Origin of the sequence: Microbacterium sp. SORGH_AS_0421, assembly GCF_030818635.1 — a bacterium.
Lineage (GTDB): Bacteria > Actinomycetota > Actinomycetes > Actinomycetales > Microbacteriaceae > Microbacterium.
This window is the reverse complement of record NZ_JAUTAO010000001.1, coordinates 1632835-1656499: the sequence shown is the minus strand read 5'-3', so window position 1 is coordinate 1656499 and position 23665 is coordinate 1632835. Positions and strand designations below refer to the sequence as shown.

Here is a 23665-nt window from a genome sequence, read left to right as displayed (position 1 = left end):
GTCACGGGCCCTCCGCGGGTTTTACCAGCGGTAGTGCGCGAAGGCGCGGTTCGACTCGGCCATCTTGTGGGTGTCCTCGCGGCGCTTGACCGCGGCACCGAGGCCGTTCGAGGCGTCGAGGATCTCGTTCTGCAGACGCTCGGTCATCGTCTTCTCACGACGACCCTTGGCGTAGCTCACGAGCCAGCGCAGCGCGAGGGTGTTCGCGCGGTGCGGCTTGACCTCGACGGGAACCTGGTAGGTCGAGCCACCGACGCGGCGGCTCTTGACCTCGAGGGTGGGACGGACGTTGTCGAGCGCCTTCTTCAGCGTGGCGACGGCGTCCTGGCTGTTCTTCGCCTCGACACCCTTGAGGGCGTCGTAGACGATCGACTCGGCGATGGACTTCTTGCCGTCGACGAGGATCTTGTTGACCAGCTGGGTGACGACGGGAGCGCCGTAAACCGGGTCGTTGACGACGGGACGCTTCGGGGCAGGACCCTTACGAGGCATGTTTCTCAGCCCTTCTTCGCGCCGTAGCGGCTACGAGCCTGCTTACGGTTCTTGACAGCCTGGGTGTCGAGCGCACCGCGGACGATCTTGTAACGGACACCGGGGAGGTCCTTGACGCGACCACCGCGGACGAGCACGAGCGAGTGCTCCTGCAGGTTGTGGCCCTCGCCGGGGATGTAGGCGGTGACCTCGGTGCCGTTGCGCAGCTTGACGCGGGCGACCTTGCGCATCGCCGAGTTCGGCTTCTTGGGGGTCGTGGTGTACACGCGAGTGCACACGCCGGCCTGCTGGGGGTTCGACTTCAGCGCGGGAGCCTTGGTCTTCGAGACCTTCGGCGAGCGGCCCTTGCGAACCAACTGCTGAATGGTTGGCACGTTCTCTCCTTGATTGGCTGGGCGTTCCTCGCGGTGGCGCCCAGGGTGCTGCACGGTGACAGCGTCGTGTCTCCCCCGTCATGTCGCTCATCTTGCGATTCGTGACGTGTCGGGCTCACGTGTGATCCACCGCGCGACAGAATGATCTAGCGCGATTCGTGGTGGATATGCCGTGGGGGCGACCTGTTCGCAGGCCGATCCCTGAGATGGTGCGAGCGTTGATCCGAGCGACTCACCCGAGGGCACGACGCACGGCGCGCGTGAACGCACACCCGGTCAATGATACGCGTTCCCCGGGACGCGGGCAAACGTGTGCGGGACCGGTCACTGGGAGTCTCCCGGATGCCGCGTTCGTCATCCGAGCAGCAGCAGCGCTGCCCCGATGGCTGACGCGACGAGCACGACGACGATCACCGCCGCGAGCAGGATCACGCGGGCCGCGCCCCGGCGCGCCCGGGGGCGGACGGCCGCGGCGTCCTCGGATGACGGAGCGCGGACGACGCGAGCACGCTCGACGCGTGCGGGCCCCTCGTGACGGGCACCGTACGACTCGCGGCTCAGGGCGTCGGGGACGCGTGCTTGCCGGACGGCTCCCTCTCCGACGGGGCCGTCTGCGGCCTCGGCGACTTCTCGGCGACGGCGGCGGGAACCCGATGCCGTGTCGTCGTCTGGCACCGGGACGGGCCGTGCGCGCGTGGCCTCGTCGACGGCGGGTTCCGCCGAAGGCCGGCGGCGGGTGGTCTCGTCGACCTCGGTGCCCCCTCCCCCGCCCGCGGGACGTCGACGGGTCTCTTCGTCAGGGGCGGAGGTGGCGAGCGAGCTGGTCGGAACGGGGGGCGCCGCGCTCCGAGGAGCGGTCGTACCCACCTCCTCGTCGACGAAGACGTCTGCCACCGGTGTCCCCGCGGGCATCGGGCGGGGGGAGAGGGCACCGTCGTGAGGCGTGTCGATGCGCGAGATCACGGTCTCGTCGTCGGAGACGTCGACCCGGGAAAGCAACGTGTCGTCCTCCGGCACGATACGACGCGAGATCACCGTCTCGTCCGCGGGAGCCTCGGCCCGCGAGCGCAGCGTGTCGTCCTCCGGCACGATACGACGCGAGATCACCGTCTCGTCCGCGGGAGCCTCGGCCCCGGAGCGCAGCGTGTCGTCCTCCGGCACGATACGACGCGAGATCACCGTCTCGTCCGCGGGAGCGTCGGTCCCGGAGACGGTCTCGTCGTCCGCAGCGTCCCGGCGCGTCAGGATCGTCTCATCATCGACCTCGTCGTCCTCGACGGCGGGCGGCGTCGGCCAGGCCCGCAGGCGACCCGCCCAGAGGGTCACCTCGTCGGGATCCTCGGCGCGGTCGTACGGGCCGCTCACGCGTCGCTCCGCGAGAGGCGCACCTCCGCGTCACCGAGGAAGAAGCGCTCACCGGCTTCGATCTCCTCGCCGGGAGGCGCCTCGACCTCGGTGCCCATGAGCGTGGCGAACAGCACGCCGTTCGTGGAGTGCAGGTCGGTGACGTACCAGGTGTCACCGCGAAGCTCGAGTCGCGCGTGGGTCTTCGAGACCGTTCGCGTCTCGTCCGAGATCGGGACGAGCTGCGCGTCGGGGTACGCGGAGTCGGGGCCCGGGCGACGACCCAGGATGACGACAGCAGAGGTGAGGTCGATCGGCGTCCCGCTCGGAGGCACGAGCGCCCACGGAATGCGTTTGCGCCGCGTGACGACGGTTCGGTCGAGAGCGTCGAAGTCCTCATCGGCCGCGACCGAGGGGACCTCGGGCTGCGTGTAGAGCGCGGACACCGAGGTGCGGGCGGAGCGCGGGGAGCCGGCATCCGGGGCCTCCGCCACGGCGGAGACCGCCTCGGACAACTCGGGGAACTCGTCGATGGTCGCTGCCACCGAGGGATGGGGAGCCGGAACGGCGTCGGGCGCGGGCCGGGTGAGGGGCACATCCGCTATGGGTGCGGGACCGGCATCAGCCGTCGTGCGACGCGGTGGGTTCGCCCAGGGCGCGACGACGTCGGAATCCTCCTCGGCGTCCTCGGCGGGCAGCTCGGAGGACGCCCGCGCCTCGGGGACCGCAGGGGGCGCCACGGGAGGCGCCCAGATCGGCGCGGGAGCCGCCGCGGAGGGCGCATCGAGAACGTGGGGGCGCGGGGGCTCCGACGCAGCGGGCGCAGCGGGACGGTGGTCGTCCTCGGGGGACCCGTCGCGGAGGGCGTCGAGCACGGCGAAGACCGAGGTGGCCGGAGCGACATCCCGTGACTCGGCGCGATGCTCTTCGTCGGCCCGAGCCCGCTCGGGGGCGGGAGGCGGGACGTGCGCCGGAGGAGCCCAGTCGCTCGACGAGGGCACGGCGTCCGCGAGGGAGGGGGAGGGCGCGGCGAAGGGGACGGCGACCGGCGCGGACACGGGCGCGAGCGGTGGAAGGGGGGCGGCGGCATCCGGAGACGAGTGCTCGGGAACCTGCTCGGGTGTCCATCCGCCGATCAGCGGCACATAGGGACCCTCGTAGTCCTTGCCGCGTCGGACGGGCGCGGAGTTCTCGTCGGGGAGTGCGGTGCGGCGTTCCCCGTGCCAGCGCGCGGAGCCGAAGCCCAGGATGCTCGCCCACACGACCGGGAAGAGGGCGCCCACGACGGTGAGACCGGCCCCGACACCGAAGCCGGTGTTGATGCGGTGGACCGCGACGATGAACACCGCGACGAAGGCGACGAAGCCGAAGATCGGAACGAAGTTCAGCAGGACCAGCCACGGTGAGAACCCGCCGGCTTTGAGCACGGTCGCCACGTTCAGGACCGGAACCCAGGCCTTCCAGGCGGGTTCGCCGATCTTGCGGAAGAGCGCCGCGAGGGCGATCGCGAGCCAGATGTACAGCACGACGACGAGAGCGAACGAGGTCGCCCCGAGAACCACCATGGTCGAATCGGTCATGTCGTGTCGCGGTCCACCAGGGCGGTGGAGCGCTTCCCCCTCTCGTCGCGGTGCGGCGACCCCCGCCGCGAGGGGCGTGGGGCGAGGAACCGCAGGAACGATCTCAACGATACGGCCGCGCGCAGGCGCCGCCAGAAACCCCGCTGACGGGCCAGCGCGCGTCGTTCTTCGTCGACGATGCTCCAGAAGGCCCCGACCTCGTCGGGGTCGACGTCCTCGGACGAGAACACCGCGCGGTCCGCTCCATCCGCCAGGACGGTCCCGGAGGCAGTGGCGAAGGCCTCGGCCACCTCGCGTCGGGTCGGTGCGCGCGGAACGGTGCGTCCCGCGTCGATCCCCGCATCGACGTACTCGTCCCAGCCTCCGGCGATCGCCGAACGGGGATCCGGATCCCGGCGACGTCCACGGCGGCGGAGAGCCTTGGCGATCACGACGGCGAAGAAGGGGCCGAAGAGGACGAGCAGGATCAGCAGCGAGATGCCCGCGATACGCAGGCTCGCCCACAGCCAAGCCAGGTCTACGCCGTCGTCGACGCGCGGATCGTCGTTGGTGGAGTTGTCCTCCTGCACCGGCTCGGGAGGCACGACCTCCTCGACGGTATCGGGGCGGACCTCGGTGACGTTCTCGGGATCCTGCTGCTGGGTGACCTCGAGGCTCGGCGACTGCTCCCACTGGGGGGTCACATCGACGGGCGCCCACCGCCCGTCGGAACCCTGAACCTCCGTCCACGCCGTCAGGTCGCGTGCCCGGCACTCCCCCGACTCGCACGTGGCGAGGTTCGGATCGCTGGAGACCAGCCGCGTCCCCACCACGACGCGGGCGGGGAAGCCCAGCTCGTGAGCGATCAGGGCCGTGGCGACGGCGAACTGCTCGTCGTCGCCGACGGCCGCGACGAAGTTGCCCGAGGCGGCGGCACGGGGGTCGTCCTCTCTCTCGAGCAATCGCTCGAACATGCGGTCGATGCGCGCCAGCGAGTGACCGGAGGCACTGGGTTGCAGCTGGTAGCCCGACAGGGCGGAGGCCCACTTCGGCGTCGGCCCTCCCTCCGGCGCCAGGCTGTGGCTGAGGTATCCGCGCTGGCGGAGCATCTGAACGAGGCTCTGGAGCGCCGCCCCGTCGTTGCCGGTCGCGTGCTCCTGAACCCAGCGGCGAAGGTTGTCGCCGCCCGCGATCCCGTCGCCCGCACCGGGCGGGGTCATCGAGGCGAGGTCGACGGGGGCGGGCTCGACGGCGTCGAGCCGGTAGCGGTCACCCGCGACGAGTCCGCCGTCGGCGGTCTGCACTCCCGCGTCAGCGTCGGAGCTGTAGTAGAAGCGGTCGGCGAGGACGCCACGACGGTCCCCCTCGAACGTCGCCGAAGCGAGGCTGCCGGCCGTCGGCATCCAGATGCCCCCCAGATCGACGATCTCGATGTCCGCCTCGACGGGGCGTCCCTCCCCCGCATCCCGCGTCGACGGCAGGCGCACGAAGCCTGCACCCTCGTCACCCGACGCGCGAAAGATCTCGCCGTCGTAGGTGTCGAGGGTGGCGATCCGGATGCGATCGGGCTCGGCACCCGTACCGCCGACCCGGAAGAGCACCTCGTCTGATCGCGCGTCGGAGAACATCGAGCGGTACTGCGAGAGCGGGCTCACGGCCTCGGCGATCAGCCGCTCGGGCCCTGCCGCCGATCGGAGCACCTGACGGTCGGCGTTCCGAGCAGCCGCGGGCACAACGGCGACGGTGACGGCCACGGCGACGAGGAGCATCGCCGCGCCGAGCACCAGCCTGCGGCGATCCGCCCGCGAACGGCCCGGCGCGACGGGAACGGCCGAGACGTCGCTCGCCCGGCGCAGGGCGCGTCCGCGTTCGTCCTGCGCGCGCCACGCCAACCACAGCACCGCTGTCAGGAGAGCGCCGATGCCGATGGCGGTCTCTGCGGGGGCCGGGAGGTCGACCGGCCCGATCGACAGGGGCGCGCTCGTCGACGCGCGTCCGAAGAACAGCCCGAAGCCGGTCATGCCGAGACCGCCGACGACCGCGAACGGCGCCCAGCGATCGCCCCGGATGGCGAGAGCGGCGGTGACGGCCGTGCCGACGAGGAAGATCACGAGCGCGGGGATCAGCAGGTTGCGGTAGGCCCCGACCGGCAGATCGACGGTGACGAGGTCTTTCCACGCGACGACGACCCCGGCGAAGGACTCCCCGAGCCCGCGCAGGACGTCGAGGGGAGACGTCAGACGCGACGGAACGGCGAGCGGTACCGCCAAGACGGTGAAGGCCCCCAGCAGACTCGCGGCGAGGGTCCAGCCGCTCCATCGGCGCCACGACACGACGCCGACGACGGCACCCGCGACCACGACCGAGACGATCACGAGCAGAAGGAAAGACCACGACGCGTAGACCGGCCACGCGGCAATGGTGGCGAGGACGACGGACACCGCCGTGTAAATGGCGGCGGCCGCGTACCGCGGCAGGTTGGTCTCGCGGCGACGGGCTGTCGCGCGCGAGCTCCGACGATCGCTCATGAGGTCGCTCCCCGGACCAGGAGACCCGAGAGGTCGTCGAGGGTGCCGATCGTCAGCACCGTCAGTCCCGCGATGTTCTGCATCCTCGGGTGGGCGCGCTCGTCGCAGATGACGGCGGCGACCGCGGTGTCGGCGGGGAAGGCGAGGGCAGCCTGACGCAGGCGTGGTGAGAGGGACGGTCGCGCCGACGACCACGAACGCGATCGAGAGACGTTCGTTCGCCTCGGATGCCAGACGGCAGACGTCTTCGACGGGCATCGTGTTCTCGTGTCGATCGATGGCGCTGAAGCCGTCGAGCATCGTGCGCGGTGCGACGACCGGGATGTGACGGATAGCGCGCAGGCGCCCCTTGACGACCCGCGGGATCTCCGACCCCGTGACGATGTCGATATCGCGCGCGTCACGGACGGCGCGCAGACCGAGCGAGGCTGCGGCCGAGACGGCGAGCTCGTACTCGTCGGCATCCGTGTACTCCTGTGTCGCCGCGGCGAGTACGACGGCCATGCGCGAGCGTCGGGATTCCTCGTACTGCCGGACCATGAGTCGACCCGTCTTGGCCGTCGACTTCCAATGCACCTGCCGGCGCGAGTCGCCGGGGACGTACTCGCGGATCGCGTGGAAGGACATGTCCGCATCGACGAGGCGGCGGGTGGCATTGCCCTCGAGGTCGCGGACGAGACCGGCGCTCGTGGAGGGGAGCCCCACCGTGCGAGGGTGCACGAAGAGATCGTGGACGTCGTCGAAGGCGTGCTCGCGCCGGAGGAGCCCCACCGGGTCGCTGCGCACCGTCGTCACGGGGCCGACGCGGACGACGCCGCGCGGTAGCGGCGGGATCTCGAGCGGCTCGGCGGAGCTCTGCCCGGGGCGGAGGAACGGCACACCGAACTCCACGAGGCCACGACCCACGGGGATGTCGAGGCGACCGGGCAGGGCGGGTCGCGAACTCTCGTTGCGCACGACGATCTCGCCCGTGACGCCGTTGCCCGCCGTCACGCGCTCGTGATCGAGCGCCAGGTCGACCTCGTACGCCCGAGCACCGAAGAGGAAGGGCACGCTCATGACCAGCAGCAGCAGGGCCGCGCTTCCGGCGACCATCCACTCGACCCACCCGAACAGCACCCCGAAGAGCAGGCCGATGGTGGCGGCGACCACGACCACCGCTCCCGCGGGGCGTACCGTTCTGCCGGCCCATCTCACGGCGGCGGAGATGGCCTCGGTCGTGACACGCCACCATTCGGCGACCTGGACCACCGCGCGCACGATGCGACGTTGTCGACGCACCGCGGTCGAGGTGACGGAGGTGCGCGAACCGGTCGCCATGGTGCCCGCGGAGGTCCGCGTGAGACGCGACTCGGTCAGATTCAGATCGGGCACGGCTCACCCCCCGAGCGGGGCGCGGCGGCCACGGGACGAAGCATCGTCAGGCGCTCTCGCGCTGCGAGGGCGGCTGGGTGTCGAGCAGGACCTGGCCGATGACGGCCTCCTGGGTGACACCGTCGAACTCGGCCTCGGGGTGCAGGATGAGGCGATGCGCCAGCACGGCGACGGCGAGAGCCTTGACGTCGTCGGGCGTCGCGTAGGTGCGCCCCTGCGACGCCGCGCGAGCGCGGGTGGCTCGCGTGAGGGCGAGAGCCCCGCGGATGCTCACACCGAGGCGGACCTCATCGGCCGTGCGGGTGGCATCCACGAGACGGGCGATGTAGTCGAGGACGAGGGCGTCCACGTAGACGGATGCCGCGAGGTCGGCCATCCCGACGAGGGCCTGAGGCGTGATGATCGCACGCAGTTCCGCCGTGGCCACCGGCGCTCCGTCGAGGATCCGGACGGTCGCCGCGTGGTCGGGGTAGCCGAGGGAGGTGCGCAGCAGGAAGCGGTCGAGCTGAGCCTCGGGGAGACGGTAGGTGCCGGCCTGCTCGACGGGGTTCTGCGTGGCCAGCACGAGGAAGGGCACACCGACCTCTCGCGAGACGCCGTCGATGGTGACCTTGCCCTCTTCCATGACCTCGAGCAGAGCCGACTGCGTCTTCGGGCTCGCACGGTTGATCTCGTCGGCGAGGACGATGTTGGCGAAGATCGGGCCGGTGTGGAACTCGAAGGTTCCCGTCTTCTGGTCGTACACGGTGATGCCCGTGATGTCGCCCGGAAGCAGATCGGGGGTGAACTGGATGCGCGTGTTGGTGCCCTGGACGGACGACGCGACGGCGCGGGCGAGCGAGGTCTTGCCGGTACCCGGGACGTCCTCGAGCAGGACGTGGCCGTCGCTGAGCATGGCGGTGAGCACCAGTTCGACCACGTGCCGCTTGCCGAGGACGGCGCGCTCGACGTTGTCGGCGATCTGCGAGAAGGTCTGGGAGAACCAGGTGGCCTGCTCCTGGGTGATCGTCATGTCGGAATCCTTCGGTGGGCGAGAGCGGGAAAGGGGCTGCCGGGAGGGCTCAGGACGAGGGGTTCGTTGTCGGGGTGCCGGGCTTGCACTCGCCGCCGAAGTCGTCGGACGCGGAGTCGAGGTTCCACCCCTGAGCGGACCAGTCGACGGTGACGCGGATGCGATCGACACGGGTGGCACCCACCGGAACGGCCGTTGCTGCTGCGCCTTCGGCTCGCGGCAACTGCGCGTTGTTCTTGTCGAAGTAGCGCGCGTTGTCGTAGTTGAAGGTGACCTTGGCTTTGTCGTTGCTCGACGAGCCACTGGCGCTGAGCGTCTTGCCACCCTCGCAGCTCGCGACCTTCCACGAGGCCAGGACCTGGTAGGGGGCGCTTCCGCTCGCAGGTGTCACGGGGGCGTACTCCGACTGAGTCCCCCAGAGGTCGTGCTGGAAGTAGACCTGGATCCTGGGGTCGCTGTCGAAGATCGAAGGGTTCGGCCAGTTGACGTACTTGACGCTGTTGTACCGCGGGGGCGGATTGCCTTCGTTGATACGGTCGACGCGCCAGCGTGCGGTGTTGTCGCCACCGATGTCGGCCCTCGACCCGACGCGGAAGGTGTAGCCCTTGGGGGCCGCCTTGCTCTGCTCGGCGTTGATCTGCTTGTCCTGGCTCACCGATCCGTAGGCGCGGCCGTTGAACCACGACTCGGCGCACATGGTGAACGTGTAGGTCTCGCCGTCGCCGAGGGTCGTGAACTTCTGGGTGTCGCCGCCGCTACGCGGGACGCAGGGAAGACCCTTCTGGACGATGTTGAAGCGCACCTCGGAATCGGTGCCGTTCTGCTGCGCGGTCGCACGGGCATCCACGGTCGACGTGCCGTTGCCGTTCGACGTCGAGGTCAGCGTGAGGTTCGGATTGGTCGGTGCACCGACGCCGTGCGCGGTGCCGGTGTACACGTTCCCGGCCGTCGCACCGCCGAGCCCCGGAGGCACGGTGAAGCGGGAGATCGGCGTGACGGTGACCTGCGTCGCCGCATTCGAGCCGACGCGGAACCGCGCCACCTGCACGACGTCCTGGTTGCGTCCGACGCTCACCTGGATCTTGTCGCCCGCGGCGCTGGCGATCTCGAGCGTGCCGGTCTCAGCGCTGTCGACATCCTTGATGACGAGGTCGGCGAGGTTTCCCTCTCCCCCGGTCTGCGTGGGCGTGAAATCCATTCCCTTCGGGGCGTTCGGGGGTCGGTACGCCCATCCGGTCGTACGCACGGCCATCTTGGATTCGCCGACGCTGTTCACCGCGTTCACGACGTATTCGCGCTGCTCGCCGTTGGGCGCCGCGATGGGCGGGCAGCTGCCATCGGCGCCGCACTGGCCCACGACAGCGCCGTTGTAGCGCACCGTGAAGCCCGAGATGGCGGGATAGGCGCGTCGCGCCTCGCCGGGGTCGACGCGGAGCGTGACCGAGCCGTCGGCGTACGCCGTCTGGCGCACGCTCCCCGGCGGGCGCGGGAATCCGAGCAGGTCGAGCACGACGCGCGCGTCGCGCGTCGAGGCCGTCGTGCGGCCCTGCGCGTCGCGGAGCGTGACGCTCGCGCTACAGGTGGCACCGGGAGCATCGTCGCTCCACGAAGCCACCACGCTCGAGGTCGAGGCCACGCCGAAGGTGACGCCGGCGCACGCCGCGGTCGGTCGCACGTCGACGACCTCGAGGGGCGTGCGCGGCAGCGGGTTGACCTCGCCGCTGGTTCCGATCACATCGATCGAACAGCTGGTTCCGCTGGCTTGAGAACACTGCCTCGAGGTCGTCCCACCCTGCGGCAGGGTCGACGGGGCCGCGCCCACACGCAGCACGAGTCGCGCCGGAGCGACCGCGTTGTGGCTGGTGACCGAGATGATCGCGGCGTTCTCGGTGCCCGGCACCGAACGGTCGTTACCGGTGACCGTGACGATCGACCCGTCCAGCGAGACGCTGAAGGCAGATCCGCCGTAATCGAGGGCGTAGCGGATGCCGTTCCAATCCTCGCGCCCGAGCTGCCAGCTGGTCATGTTGCGCAGATCGAACGTGGCGGTCTCACCCGGGCCGACCGTCAGGGCGGCGGGCTTGAGCTCGGGCTGCGGATCGCGGGCGACGATGCCGATGGGAACGGAGACCACCGTCCACTCCTCGGTGCCCGCGATGCGCACCGGCACCTGGCACGCGTCGGTGTAGGGGGATCCGGCCCCGGCGTCGTAACGAACGGTCGTCCCCGACACCGAGCACCGGCCCTCGGCGCGGACGCCCGTCGCGGACACGTCGGTCCCCACCTCGAGGGTGGCTCGGCGCGGGAGGGCGACGAGGTTCGCCATGTCGAAGTCGACCGACGCCAACTCATCGACGCGCTGCGCTGCGCCCGGGCGCAACGAGAGGCTGAGATCGTCGTCTCCGGGGACACGCAGGAAGGCGTACGTGGTCACGTCGGTGTCGCCCACGCGGCCGGTGACGGCGAACGGGATGACACGACGAGTGGCGGGCAGGGTGCCCGAGATCTGCCGGCCGCTCAGAGTGACGTCGGTGGGCTGGCCCCACAGCGACACGCCGAGGTCGGCGACCTCTCCGCCGGACCACGTGGCTTTACCCGCGAGCACGTCGATACCGGTCGTGAAATCGTCACGGTTCTCAACGGTCAGCACGGTGTCGGTGACGACCGGGTAGTCGGGGACGTTCTCGCGCACGACCTTGACGACGATGAGTCCGCGGCCCGTGTTACCCGAGTCGGATGCCACGTCGTAGAGGAACGACATCGTTCCCGGCTGTTCGCCGGCTTCGATCACCACGCCGGTGTCGGACACCGAGTCGATGTAGCCCTTCAAGCGCGCGTACTCGGGGTTGTCGCTTTCGTCCACGAGCTTCTCAGGCAGGTCGGGACGTACACCGGTGAGGGTGAGGCGGCCCTGCGTGGGATCGATGTCGTTTGCCAAGGGGCTCACACGGATCGTGCGATCGACGCCGGCCTGGACCTGCACGTAGTCGGTGAAGGTGATGGGGCTGGGGTTCGCCTCGGCGTCCAGCACACCGATACGAACGGTGCCCTCGCCCGTCGCGCCCGAGGAATCGGACACGCGGTAACGGAACGAGACCTGGCCGCGGTCACCGGGCACCGACGAGTACAGGATGCTGGAGCCGTCGGCGGAGATGGATGCCGTACCCCTGTTCGGCTGCGCGACGATCCTGTCGAGCGTGACGGCGTCGCCGTCGGGGTCGACCCCGAACCCGTGGAAGTCGATCGAGGTGGTGCCGCCGCTGAGAACCCGTCCCTCGAGGGTGTCGGGCAGCGGCGCGCGGTTGGCCTCTCCGCCCAGGACGGTGATGTGCACCGTCGCTTCATCCCACAGGGCAGGAGTACCCGTCGTGTAGACGCGGTACGTCACTTCGTACGAGCCCGCCGTGGTGGGGGCGAGGTAGCGGAGCACACCCCCGGAGGTGAAGGCGAGGGCATCGCTCGCCGGTTGGGTCTGCACGCTCGAAGGATCGAGGGTCGGGCGTCCCCCCGCGGGCGAGATGTCGTTGTCCAGGACGGGGATGTCGATCTGAGCTCCGACGCGGACCGTGACGTTGTCGTCCACCGCGATCGGGGCGATCTCGGGCGCGGGCGGCAGAAGGTACACCGTCGCCTCGCCGGCCACGCGCGAACCCTCGTCGTCCGTCCCGTCGCTCACCGTGTAGGCGACGGTTCCGAGCAGCCCGGCCGAGCCGTCGGCGGTGCTTCCCGACACGCGCAGGTCGTTCTGTCCCACGGTGTCCACCGTGAGCGAGGCGCCCTCTTGAGCGTTCGCCGCCACGTCGCTGAGCAGCAGCACACGGCCGGTCGGGTTGGACACGGCGCTGAAGACGTCGAGCGTCGCGTCTTCCTGCGGCCGGACGAAGGCCACCACCGGCGAGGTCGCGAGCTGGGCGGGAGCGTCGGCGGGGAGAAGCGTGATGCGCGCCGTGCCCGTCGCGTCGCGGCCACCGCCGTTGACCGTGAAGTCGACGCGATACACGCCGGGCTGGTTCGCCGCGAAGTCGAAGGTGGTGGTGCCGCCGACGGCCGTCGCCGTGGCCGCCGCGTCGTCGAGGACGCGCACCGAGGTGAGGCTGACGTTTCCGGCCGTGCCCGTCACGTGCGGGCCCACATCGACCGCGACGGTGGATCCGACGGTGTCGATCCTCGCGAACGACTGCACCGCGAGCGTGGGGTCGGGTGCCACCCGGATCACGAGGGGTTTCGTCGTCACCGCGCCCTGGGTGTCGGCGACCGTGACGTCGAGCTGGATGTTCTGCTCGCCGCCGGAGCCGTCGTCGGCGTGCTGGTAGACCACGTCACCGCCGGGCGTCGCGGCGACCGTGCCGACGCCGCCGGGGTTGTCGACCGAGAGCAGCAGCAGCGGGTCGCCGTCGGGGTCCACCCAGCCGGGGAGCACGGGGACCGTGATCGTGCCGCCGCGGGCGACCTCAGGGGTCGGCCACGGCTGCAGGCACTTGTCGACGCCGCACCAGACGGGCGCCGCGTTGGACTGCGAAGGCGAGACCGTGAGCGTCACCGTGGCCGGCGCGGAATTGAGCCCGTCGGCGGCGGTGCCGTCGGTCACGGCGTACGAGAACGTCGCACTGCCGGTCGCGCCCGGAGCGACACGCACCGCGAGACGCTGACCGGAATCGGTGACGGTGAGGCTGCCGAAACCCGGATCCAGGCCGGTGACGCTCTCGGAGATGATGCTGAGGACGTCCTCGTTGGGGTCGTGATCGTTCAGAAGGACGGGCAGCGTCGTGAGCCGACCGGGCCGGACCCCGAACGCGTCGGGCTCGGCGATGGGCGGCTTGGGGTCGAGCACCACGCTGAGCTTCTCGTCGCTTTGGACAGCCGTCTGCTCGGTGCGATCGTCGAGCGACCAGTTCTGGCTCGAAGCGACGAGCGCACCGTCGGGAACAGTCCACACCCAGCCCGTGCGCGTCTCGTTGAGGATCACCGCGTGATCGGTGGCCACGAAGACCGGTCGACGCTGGTCGGGCATGGTCGCCCCGCCGTAATCGAGATTCGTCTCGCCCTGGTCGGAGCGCCAGAGGGTTCCGCGCGCATCACCGGGAAGGAGCCAAGCGGCGTAGGCGACCCCCTGATGCGAGAGGGGGCGCGCGGGCTGACCGAGCACGTTGCCGCCGCCGCCGACCTCGCGCCTCGGCTCGGAGCCGTCGGCAGGGATGCTCCAGAGCGACTGGTCGTCCGCCACGTATACCGCGCGCGCGTCGGCGTCGGCGTCGGCCACCACGAGCTGGTCCGCCGCCTCGATGGTGACGGGATCCTCTCCGCGAACCCACACGCGTCCGGCCTCGGCATCGACGAGGACCCAGGTGTCTCCGGCGGCGGACAGCACGGGTGCGGCCACGTCCGCGTCGAGGGCGTCCCGCCCCCGCAGTTCGTCTGCCTCGATGTCGTAACGAATGACGGAGCCGTCGGCGGACGAGTACGCGAAGAGCATGCCGCGGGCATCGAGGGCGATGGCATCCGCGGTGTACGAGGGGGCGTTCTCGTCCTGCGAGGTGTCGAAGGGGTCGAGCTCGGTGGGCTTCTGCCCCGCCTGGCTCAGTCGGCTCGCGAACAGGGTGCCCGTGTCGGTGCGATAGACCGCGTAGTCGCCCGCCGTGGCCACGGAGGTCGTGCCCGGCGGCGTGTCGGGGGCGGCCTCGAGCTGGTCCTCGGAGAGATCGACGGGCTGCGCCTCGTTGATGCGGGTGAGCTTGCTGAAGCTGTCCGTGAAGAGATAGGCGCCGTCACCGCTCTGCGCGACCTGGCTGGGGTTGCCGGCGGTGCGCACCGTGTCGAGCTCGCCGACGGTGGTGTTCACGCGTGCGTAGCGCTGACCGTCGCCGGTCTGCAGTGCCCACACCGACGTGTCGACCTCGGGGGTCTGCTGGGCGTCGAGCCCGGGCCACACGATGCTCGCGGTGATGACCAATGCCCCTGCGGCCAGGGTCGAGGCCAGACCCACGATGGTCCTGCGCTTCACCGGAGCACCCCCGTCGCGAACAGCGCCGCCACGACGACGGCTCCGGCGGTCACGAGGGTGGCCGACGCCAGTATCCACGGCAGTGCCCTGGATCCGCTCGAGACCGGCGTGGCGATGTCGGTGTCTTCGTCTCGGACGTAGCCCGCCATGCCGGACGTTCCACGGAGCTTGCGCGCCCCCTCGCGCTCGATGCGCGACCGCGCAGGACCGCGAAGGGTTCCGTCGGAGAAATCGACCGACCGAGCGGCCGGCGCCCACTCCGCGGCGGGCACCTCGAGCGGCGTCGCGGGCAGGCCGCTCTCGACCTGCACCGCTTGAACGGCCTCGCCGAACTCGCGCGCGCTGGCGTAACGGTCGGCCGGGTTGCGCGACATCGACTTCGCGAGCACCGCCTGCAGCGAGGCCGGGACATCGCTGCGGGAGATGTCGGTGTACGTGGCGCGCGCGATCCGGCGGCGCAACTGCTCGCGCGAGTTCTGCCCCTTCTCGCGTCGCTCGAACGGGCTCTGTCCCGCGAGCAGCGAGTAGATCGTGGCGCCCAGGCTCCACACCTCGCTCGACACGGTACCCGCGGTCTGTTCGGCGACGACCTCGGGCGCACTCCACGGCACCGACATGGCGAGCATCTCGTCTGCTCCCTGTCGCACGAGGGAGGAGGAGATCCCGAAGTCGGCGAGCACCGGCGCCCCGAACGTCGTCACGAGGATGTTGCTGGGCTTCACGTCACGGTGGATGAGCCCGGCGTGGTGAGCCGACTCGAGGGCTCCCGACATGCGGACGCCGATCGACAGCACTTCGGCGACGGGGATGCGCTCGACGCGGTATCGCTGCGCGAGGGACCCCGGGCAGAACTCCATGACGATGTACGGTCGGCCATCGGCCGAGATCCCGGCCTGGTAGACGGTGACGATGGACGGGTGCGCCGACAGGTGCGCGAGAACGTCGGCCTCGGCGTTGAACATGCGCAACAGGTCGGCGTCGCGCACGTCGCTCGGGAGCACCTTGACCGCGACGTCACGACGCGGCATGTCCTGCCCGTACAGGAAGACATCGGCGAACCCGCCCGACCCCAAGGGCCGTATGTACGCCAGGCCCGGAAGAATGGGCGGCGAAGACGGCAGACGCTGCGGCATCGAGCCCCCTCCCCCGTGAGATTGTTCCGCGACTCGATAAGCGGACAACCCGTTGATGCTAACAAAAGCGCGGCACCTCGCCGTGCCCGTGTGGACAGAGCTTCAGGATGCCGGCGGCTCCGCGTCGCGCGGATCGAACGGCGCATCGAGGGATCGGGTGAGATCGTCGAGCAACGCGGCGATCTGCGGCTCCACGAACTCGGCCACCGCCGCCTGTATGCGCAGCCGGTGGTGGAGCAGGATCGTACAGACCTCGCGCCCGATCATGTTCGCGTAATCGTCGGCGAGACCGACCTCTTGGCGCAGGGCTGCCTTCGCGGCATCCGAGAGGGGAGGGAGTGCGGGGAGGGCGGCGTCTTCTTCTGCGGCGAGGCCCGACAGCGTGAAGAGGAACGGGGAGCCGGGCTCGGGGTCGGGGTCCAACGGCATCCCGTCGAACTCGGGTTCCAGGCCCTCCGCGGGACGGTAAGAGCGCCTCCGGTTTCGCTCAGCCTGCTGGTCGAGCTCGGCCTGGAGCATGGGGAGGTTGCGGGAGGTGTAGTCGGCGACGGCGTGATCGACGATGGTCTTCACGCGCGTCGACAGTCCGTGCTGCACGCCGTGCGGAACGTCGGACCCCAGACCCGCGGCCGACAGGACCGGGGAACCGAAGCACCGACGGCACGGGGCGACTCGGCCACGATGGTTCGCGGGCTCCCACCGGGGCAGCCAACGCAGCCAGGCGTCCACCGCCTGACCGACCTGGCTCTCGAGCGACCGCTCCACGCCCCTACGCTAGCCCGACACGCCCGGGAACACGCGGATGCCCACGGACCCGCGCGTCACAATCGCGTCAAAGGTCGTCGGCGTCGTCTTCCCAGCGCCATCGCGGGCCGTTCGTCCGCGCCCGGACGAGCAGGATTCCGAACAGAGCCGCGAGCAACGCCGCGACGGCGACGACCGGACCCGGGAACCCGAGGGCGACACTGCCGGCCGCAGCGACACCGCGAGCCGGGTCGGCGCCGCTGACGAGGGCGCCGACGACGATTCCGAGCACCTCGCCCAGATAGGCGGAAATCGCGCAGGGGACGGCGATGAGGTAGCCGGGCGGATCGGCGCGAAGGCCCCAGCGCAGCGTCGCGGCGAAGGCCCCCAGAGCCAGGAGCTGACCGACCACGCCCGGGATGGCTCCGAGACCTCGGACGGGGATGACGTCGGCGTCGACGATCAGACTCGCCACCCCGAGACCCCCGATCGAGAGGGCGATGAAGACGACGGCCGCGAAGACGACAGCGACCGGCGGGGAAACCCCCGCCGGTCGCTGTTCGTTCGTCATGGACCCCGGTTCAGCGCTGCGAGAGCTGAGGACCGGCCTCCAGCGTGCGCTCGTACTCGCGCTGGGCCTCGGCGTTGATCTCGCTGACGCGCCGACCGCGCGCCGACACCCAGGATCCGAACCAGATGGTGAGTTCACGACCGAGGACGAAAGCCACGATCGCCAGGGGCGCGAGGACGTTGTTCTGCAGCAGATCGAAGGACTCACGGGCGGTGATCATCCAGAACGGGGCGGCGAAGAGGACACCGAGCAGATGCCCGGCCCACGCCACCACGCCGACGACGAGGCCCCAGACCACCCAGTGACCCCAGCGGCCTCGATTGATGAGCGCACCGAGGAACCAGAAACCGAGGTAGAAAGCCACGGTCGGAACCCACAGACCCCAGGTCGTGAGGGCCGAGAGAGCCGCCTGGCCGAGGTCGGCGGACGCGAGCCTGCCGGTGAGCAGCGCCAGACCGAGGGTGGCGGCCAGGTAGAGCGCCGCGAAGACGAGGGCGGCGAGAAGGCCGATCGCGCCAGCCGCACCGCGGTTGTTCCGCGGACGAGGGGCTTCGGGGGCCTGGACGAAGATGGGCTGCGCACCGCCCACGACGCGAGTGGGCTCGTCGGTCACGGGCGTTGCCGTCGCCGCAGCGGCGGCGCCGGCACCGGCGGCCGCGGGGTATGCCGTGGTGTGCGCGTCGTCGTAGCGCGCGGTCGCGGCACCGTCGTCGGCTCGAGCGTCATCGTGACGCACGTCGTCGCGAGCCGGCTCCGCGGACGCGGCGTACGCGGCCCACCGGGCGTCCTCGTCGTCGAGGTCGACGGATCCGTTGGACGCCGAGGAGTCCTGGGGTGCCACGGGAGACGCGTCGTGCACGACCGGGGCGGTGTGCTCGCTCCGGGGCGTCTGCGACGTCCCGGATTCGTGCTCGCGCGCGTCGCGCTCGTCCCATGCGGCCTCGGCGGCGGCGGGGTCGACGGCGTCGCGGCGAGCGGCCTCGGCGTCGGCGAGGCCCTCGTGGGCTCGGCCGACGACATCCTGCGCTTCGTCCTTCGGCTCGACGACGGGGTCGCCGTACGAGTCCTTCGGTTCAGCGACGGGGTCGCCGTACGACTTGTTGTCGCTCATGGGGTCTCCTCACGCGGTGCTTGCGGCGCAAGGCTAACCCGGGTATGGCGCAGCATCGCGCAGGCGTGCCGCCGGATGTCTTTCTCGACCGTGTCGGTGGTGCGGCTTAGGGTGTTCCCATGCCCCGTCGTCTGCTCCGTCCGGCCGCAGCCGCGGCTTTCGCCGGCGCCGTGCTCCTCACTCTGACGGCCTGCGCCCCCTCCGAGGAGCAAGCCGCCCCCCGCGCCGTCGACGTCCGTCGCGACCGAGAGCCCGACTCCGATCCCCACGATCACGCAGACGGCGCCCGCGGTACGTATTCCCGCCGACTGCCGCGCGATGCTCTCCGCCGATGTCCTGTCCCAGCTGGGCACCACGCCGCTGAACGACCCTTCGCTCGGGGCGTCGGGGGTGCAGTCGGACGGGTCGCTGATCTGCATCTGGCGCGATCCCGCCGCCGACACCACAGGACTCGTCACCCACATCTCGCGTATGGACCGCGGACCCGCCCTCGACATGCTCAACGGCCTGGTCGACACGCAGGGCTTCAGTTGCTACACCCCCGATGCGGGCACCCGCTGCGAGAAGACCTGGATCAATCCGACCTACCCGGTCAACGACGGGCGCACGCTGTACTGGCGCGACGGCGTGCTGATCGACACCCAGTACTCCAACCTGGCTCCCACCGGGTACACCGGGAGCATCATCGCCTCCGTGTTCGGCGGCTGAGCGCGAGTCGTCTCGGACCGCGTCACTCGCCGAAGAAGGCGTGGGATGCCACGATCGCGGCGTAGTCGTCCGGCATCCATCCCGAGAGTGTCGACGACACCCAGCGGTCCGCTCGCAGGTCGTGGACCTCGAGGAGCTCGCCGGCCGCCCTCTCGCAGTGGGTCGTGTCGGCCACGACGGAGCACGCGAAGCCTTGGGCGGCGAGCTTGGTGGTGACGGCCGCGGCGCCCTCGGGGGTGACGGTGGAAACGGTCGTCTCGATGAAGCGACCGGCTTCCCCTCGCCAGTGACACGTGACGACGACCGTCGGACCCGCTGCAGCCACGGCTTCGGGCGTCGAGGCGGGGGCCGTGTGCCGTTGCGACAGCAACGCCTGCGGCGACCACACCAACGACGACCACAACGGCTGGGAGTACAGGTGGCGGCAGTCGGCGGCCGGGGTGGGCGGAGGCGTATCGGCGACGACGTGCCTCCCGGTCGCGGCCCGCAGCGTGTCGCCCACGAAACCCACGGCCAGCGGCACACCGGGAGCGGCGATGATCGCCAGGGCAGCCACGGCGGCCGCGCACAGCAGACCCGCCGGCCAAGCCAGCCACAGACTGCGTCCCCCGATGCGGGCCATGCGTTCCTCCACGACAACGGTAGGCGCACCGACGCCTTCGACCCGTTACCCGACACGCCGCGAGCACGACGAAGGCCCCCGGCGCGAGCCGGGGGCCTTCGAGGAACGGGATGCCGCACCGGGGCGTGGCATCCGTCGATCATGTCTCGGGAGAGCGAGCGGGCCCGCTCCCCCGAGGCACGATCAGTTGTACGTACCGGGCGTGAAGTCGTCCGTCGAGAAGCTGTCGAAGTCGACGTAGCTCAGGTCGGCGTCGCTGTACGCGCCGTCCGAGGCGAAGATGCGGTTGGGGTACCGCTCGCTCTTGGCCTCTTCCGTCGCCTCGACCGTGACGTTGCGGTACTTCGCAAGTCCGGTTCCGGCGGGGATGAGCTTTCCGATGATGACGTTCTCTTTGAGGCCGACGAGCGGGTCGCTCTTGCCCTCCATGGCCGCCTGCGTCAGGACGCGGGTGGTCTCCTGGAACGACGCGGCCGACAGCCACGACTCCGTCGCGAGCGACGCCTTCGTGATACCCATCAGCTCGGGACGACCCGACGCGGGACGCTTGCCCTCGCCGACAGCCTCGCGGTTGATGGCCTGGTAGCGCTTGAAGTCCACCAGCTCACCCGGGAGCAGATCGGTGTCGGCGTGGTCGACGACGGTGACCTTGCGGAGCATCTGTCGGACGATGACCTCGATGTGCTTGTCGTGGATCGGCACACCCTGCGAGCGGTACACGCCCTGGACGCCGTTGACGAGGTACTTCTGCACCTCGCGGGCACCCTGCACGCGCATGACCTCCTTGGGGTCGAGCGTTCCGACGAGGATCGGCTGACCGACCACGACGTGCTGCCCGTCCTCGACCAGGAGCGTGGCGCGCTTCAGGACGGGGTAGACCACCGGCTCGTCGCCGTTGTCGGGCGTGAGGATGACCTTCTTGGCCTTGTCGGTCTCGTCGATCGTGATGCGGCCGTCGGCCTCGGCGATCGGCGACGCACCCTTGGGGGTACGGGCCTCGAACAGCTCCTGCACGCGGGGAAGACCCTGCGTGATGTCGTCTGCCGAAGCGGAACCACCGGTGTGGAAGGTACGCATCGTCAGCTGGGTACCGGGCTCACCGATCGACTGGGCCGCGATGATGCCGACGGCCTCTCCGATGTCGACGATCTTGCCGGTGGCGAGCGAACGGCCGTAGCACTTCGCGCAGACGCCGACGGCCGAGTCGCACGTCAGGACGGAGCGGACCTTGATGGTCTCGACGCCACCCTCGACCAGCTTGTCGATGAGCACGTCGCCCACGTCGTCGCCGGCCTCGGCCAGCACGGTGCCCTGCGCGTCGACGACCGCCGTGGCGAGCGTACGAGCGAACACCGAGTTCTCGACGTTGGCGTCCTTGACCAGCGAACCGGTCGAGCCTGCCGCGGCGATCGGGAGCTCGAGGCCCTTCGACGTGCCGCAGTCCTCCTCGCGGATGATGACATCCTGCGAGACGTCGACGAGACGACGCGTCAGGTACCCCGAGTCGGCCGTACGGAGGGCCGTGTCGGCCAGACCCTTACGGGCACCGTGCGTCGCGATGAAGTACTCGGCGACCGACAGACCCTCGCGGTACGAGGAGATGATCGGACGCGGGATGATCTCACCCTTGGGGTTGTTCACCAGGCCTCGCATACCCGCGATGTTGCGGATCTGCAGCCAGTTACCACGGGCGCCCGACGAGACCATGCGGTTGATGGTGTTGTCGGCGGGGAAGTTGTCCCGCATCGCCTTCTGGACCTCGTCGGTGGCCTCGGTCCAGATCTTGATGAGCTCCTGACGACGCTCGGCGTCGGTGGTGAGACCCTTCTCGTACTGGCCCTGCACCTTCGCGGCCTGCTTCTCGTAGCCGGCCACGATCTCCGCCTTGTTCGGCGGGGTGAGGATGTCGCTCAGCGCCACGGTGACACCCGAACGGGTGGCCCAGTAGAAGCCGGCGTCCTTGATCCGGTCGAGCGATGCCGCGACCTCGACCTTGGGGTACTCCTCGGCCAGCTTGTTGACGATCTGCGACAGCTTGCCCTTGTCGGCCTGTTCGCGGACGAACGGGTAGCCCTTGGGGAGCGTGTCGTTGAAGATCGCCTGACCGAGCGAGGCGTCGACGAGACCGTGCTTGTCGTAGCCCTCGGGCGCCTGGCCCTCGAGGAACGTCAGGCCGGGGATGCGGATGCGCGCCTTGGCCTGCAGGTCGAGGGTGCCCTCGTCCTTGGCCAGGATCGCCTCGCCCACGGAACCGAACGCGCGGCCCTCGCCCACGGCACCCTCCTTGAGGGTGGTGAGGTGGTGGAGGCCGATGATCATGTCCTGCGAGGGCAGGGTGACCGGGCGGCCGTCCGACGGCTTGAGGATGTTGTTCGAGGCGAGCATGAGCACGCGCGCCTCGGCCTGAGCCTCGACCGACAGGGGCAGGTGGACGGCCATCTGGTCACCGTCGAAGTCGGCGTTGAACGCCGCGCAGACGAGCGGGTGCAGCTGGATGGCCTTGCCCTCGACGAGCTGGGGCTCGAACGCCTGGATGCCGAGACGGTGCAGGGTGGGTGCACGGTTCAGCAGCACGGGGCGCTCGCGGATGATCTCCTCGAGCACGTCCCAGACCTCGGGACGGTAGCGCTCGACCGCGCGCTTGGCGGCCTTGATGTTCTGCGAGTGACCGAGGTCGATCAGACGCTTGATCACGAACGGCTTGAACAGCTCGAGAGCCATCTGCTTGGGCAGACCGCACTGGTGGAGCTTGAGCTGGGGTCCGACGATGATGACGGAACGGCCCGAGTAGTCCACGCGCTTTCCGAGCAGGTTCTGGCGGAAGCGACCCTGCTTTCCCTTGAGCATGTCGCTCAGGGACTTCAGGGCGCGGTTGCCGGTACCGGTGACGGGGCGACCACGGCGGCCGTTGTCGAACAGCGCGTCGACGGCCTCCTGCAGCATGCGCTTCTCGTTGTTGACGATGATCTCGGGAGCACCGAGGTCGATCAGGCGACGGAGGCGGTTGTTGCGGTTGATCACGCGACGGTAGAGGTCGTTCAGGTCGGAGGTCGCGAAGCGGCCACCGTCGAGCTGGACCATCGGACGCAGCTCCGGCGGGATCACCGGGACGACGTCCAGCACCATCGAGGCCGGGCTCATGCCGGTCTGCAGGAACGAGTTGACGACCTTCAGGCGCTTGATCGCGCGGATCTTGCGCTGGCCCTTGCCCTCGGAGATCTGCAGGTGGAGGCTGTCGGCCTCGGCCTGCAGGTCGAAGGCCTCGAGACGACGCTTGATCGACTCCGCACCCATGTGGGCCTCGAAGTACTGACCGAAGCGGTCCTGGAGCTCGTGGAACACATCGTCCTCGGGCTTCAGGGCGCCGACCTCGAGCGTGCGGAAGTCCTCCCACACGCGCTCGAGCTTGGCGATCTGCTCGTCGGCGTTCTTACGCGCCGACGTCATCTCCTTCTCGGCGGCGTCCTTGACCTTCTTCTTCTGGTCGGCCTTGGCGCCCTCCGCCTCGAGGGCGGCGAGCTCCTCCTCGAGCTTGGCGAGGCGAGCGGCGATGCGGGCATCGCGGCGGTCGCCGAGCGTCTTCAGCTCGAGACGGATGTTGTTCTCCTGGGTGGCCAGGTCGCGGTGACGAGCGTCTTCGTCGACCGAGATGACCATGTAGGCGGCGAAGTAGATGACCTTCTCGAGGTCCTTCGGCGCCATGTCCAGCAGGTAGCCGAGGCGCGAGGGCACGCCCTTGAAGTACCAGATGTGCGTGACGGGCGCGGCGAGCTCGATGTGGCCCATGCGCTCGCGACGGACCGAGCTCTTGGTGACCTCGACGCCGCAGCGCTCGCAGACGATGCCCTTGAAGCGCACACGCTTGTACTTTCCGCAGGCGCACTCCCAGTCGCGGGAGGGTCCGAAGATCTGCTCGCCGAAGAGGCCGTCCTTCTCGGGCTTCAGCGTGCGGTAGTTGATCGTCTCGGGCTTCTTGACCTCACCGAAGGACCAACGACGGATGTCGTCGGCGGTGGCCAGACCGATACGGATCTGATCGAAAGTGGTTGATTCGAGCACTGGTTCTCCTGTGTCGGAATTCTCTGAAATCTG

14 protein-coding genes are annotated in these 23665 nt (G+C 69.9%); 1 reads left to right on the top strand and 13 read right to left on the bottom strand.

Translation table 11 applies throughout. The annotated features are described in order from the left end of the window. Positions 1 to 21: 21 nt before the first annotated feature. From rpsG to QE416_RS07745, 11 genes are all read right to left on the bottom strand, one after another. Complete coding sequence (gene rpsG / locus QE416_RS07795; protein WP_013584050.1) at positions 22 to 492, bottom strand: 30S ribosomal protein S7; 471 nt, start codon at positions 490 to 492, stop codon at positions 22 to 24. 5 nt (positions 493 to 497) lie between these two features. After that, on the bottom strand, positions 498 to 866 hold the full coding sequence (rpsL, locus tag QE416_RS07790) for a 30S ribosomal protein S12 (protein ID WP_013584051.1): 369 nt from the start codon (positions 864 to 866) through the stop codon (positions 498 to 500). A gap of 354 nt (positions 867 to 1220) precedes the next feature. Continuing rightward, entirely contained in the window at positions 1221 to 2231 is a 1011-nt protein-coding gene (locus QE416_RS07785) for a hypothetical protein (protein ID WP_307315010.1), read from the bottom strand. Continuing rightward, positions 2228 to 3790, bottom strand: a complete 1563-nt coding sequence (locus QE416_RS07780; protein ID WP_307315008.1) for a DUF5684 domain-containing protein — start codon at positions 3788 to 3790, stop codon at positions 2228 to 2230. The genes QE416_RS07785 and QE416_RS07780 overlap by 4 nt, the downstream gene beginning before the upstream one ends. Beyond that, positions 3787 to 7671 carry a DUF58 domain-containing protein gene (locus QE416_RS07775; RefSeq protein WP_307315006.1) on the bottom strand — a complete coding sequence of 1295 codons (3885 nt, stop codon included), beginning with the start codon at positions 7669 to 7671 and terminating at the stop codon, positions 3787 to 3789. Before QE416_RS07775 ends, QE416_RS07780 begins: the two co-directional genes overlap by 4 nt. 46 nt (positions 7672 to 7717) lie before the next feature. Continuing rightward, positions 7718 to 8683 (bottom strand): MoxR family ATPase, encoded by a 966-nt coding sequence (locus QE416_RS07770; RefSeq protein ID WP_103206788.1) that lies wholly within the window; start codon positions 8681 to 8683, stop codon positions 7718 to 7720. Positions 8684 to 8732: 49 nt separating this feature from the next. Further along, complete coding sequence (locus tag QE416_RS07765) at positions 8733 to 14684, bottom strand: Ig-like domain-containing protein (RefSeq protein WP_307315004.1); 5952 nt, start codon at positions 14682 to 14684, stop codon at positions 8733 to 8735. Next, on the bottom strand, positions 14681 to 15817 hold the full coding sequence (locus QE416_RS07760) for a serine/threonine-protein kinase (RefSeq protein WP_267786091.1): 1137 nt from the start codon (positions 15815 to 15817) through the stop codon (positions 14681 to 14683). Before QE416_RS07760 ends, QE416_RS07765 begins: the two co-directional genes overlap by 4 nt. A 102-nt stretch (positions 15818 to 15919) precedes the next feature. Then, a complete protein-coding gene (locus QE416_RS07755; RefSeq protein WP_210072354.1) occupies positions 15920 to 16582 on the bottom strand; it encodes a spermidine/putrescine ABC transporter substrate-binding protein in 663 nt (220 codons plus the stop codon). 67 nt (positions 16583 to 16649) lie between these two features. Then, positions 16650 to 17132, bottom strand: coding sequence for a hypothetical protein (locus tag QE416_RS07750; protein WP_267786090.1), 483 nt, complete (start codon positions 17130 to 17132; stop codon positions 16650 to 16652). A gap of 10 nt (positions 17133 to 17142) precedes the next feature. Then, on the bottom strand, positions 17143 to 18243 hold the full coding sequence (locus QE416_RS07745; protein WP_267786089.1) for an ABC transporter: 1101 nt from the start codon (positions 18241 to 18243) through the stop codon (positions 17143 to 17145). Positions 18244 to 18561: 318 nt separating this feature from the next. Here QE416_RS07745 and QE416_RS07740 point away from each other — a divergent pair, with 318 nt between their 5' ends. Beyond that, the gene (locus QE416_RS07740; RefSeq protein WP_307315000.1) at positions 18562 to 18951 is read left to right on the top strand and encodes a hypothetical protein; all 390 of its coding nucleotides are present in this window, start codon (positions 18562 to 18564) and stop codon (positions 18949 to 18951) included. Positions 18952 to 18973: 22 nt separating this feature from the next. On the opposite strand, the gene QE416_RS07735 is transcribed toward QE416_RS07740, so the two are convergent. Then, positions 18974 to 19573: a hypothetical protein gene (locus tag QE416_RS07735; RefSeq protein ID WP_307314998.1), complete on the bottom strand. Its 600-nt coding sequence runs from the start codon at positions 19571 to 19573 to the stop codon at positions 18974 to 18976. 183 nt (positions 19574 to 19756) lie between these two features. Then, on the bottom strand, positions 19757 to 23632 hold the full coding sequence (gene rpoC / locus QE416_RS07730) for a DNA-directed RNA polymerase subunit beta' (RefSeq protein WP_210072359.1): 3876 nt from the start codon (positions 23630 to 23632) through the stop codon (positions 19757 to 19759). Positions 23633 to 23665 lie beyond the last annotated feature (33 nt).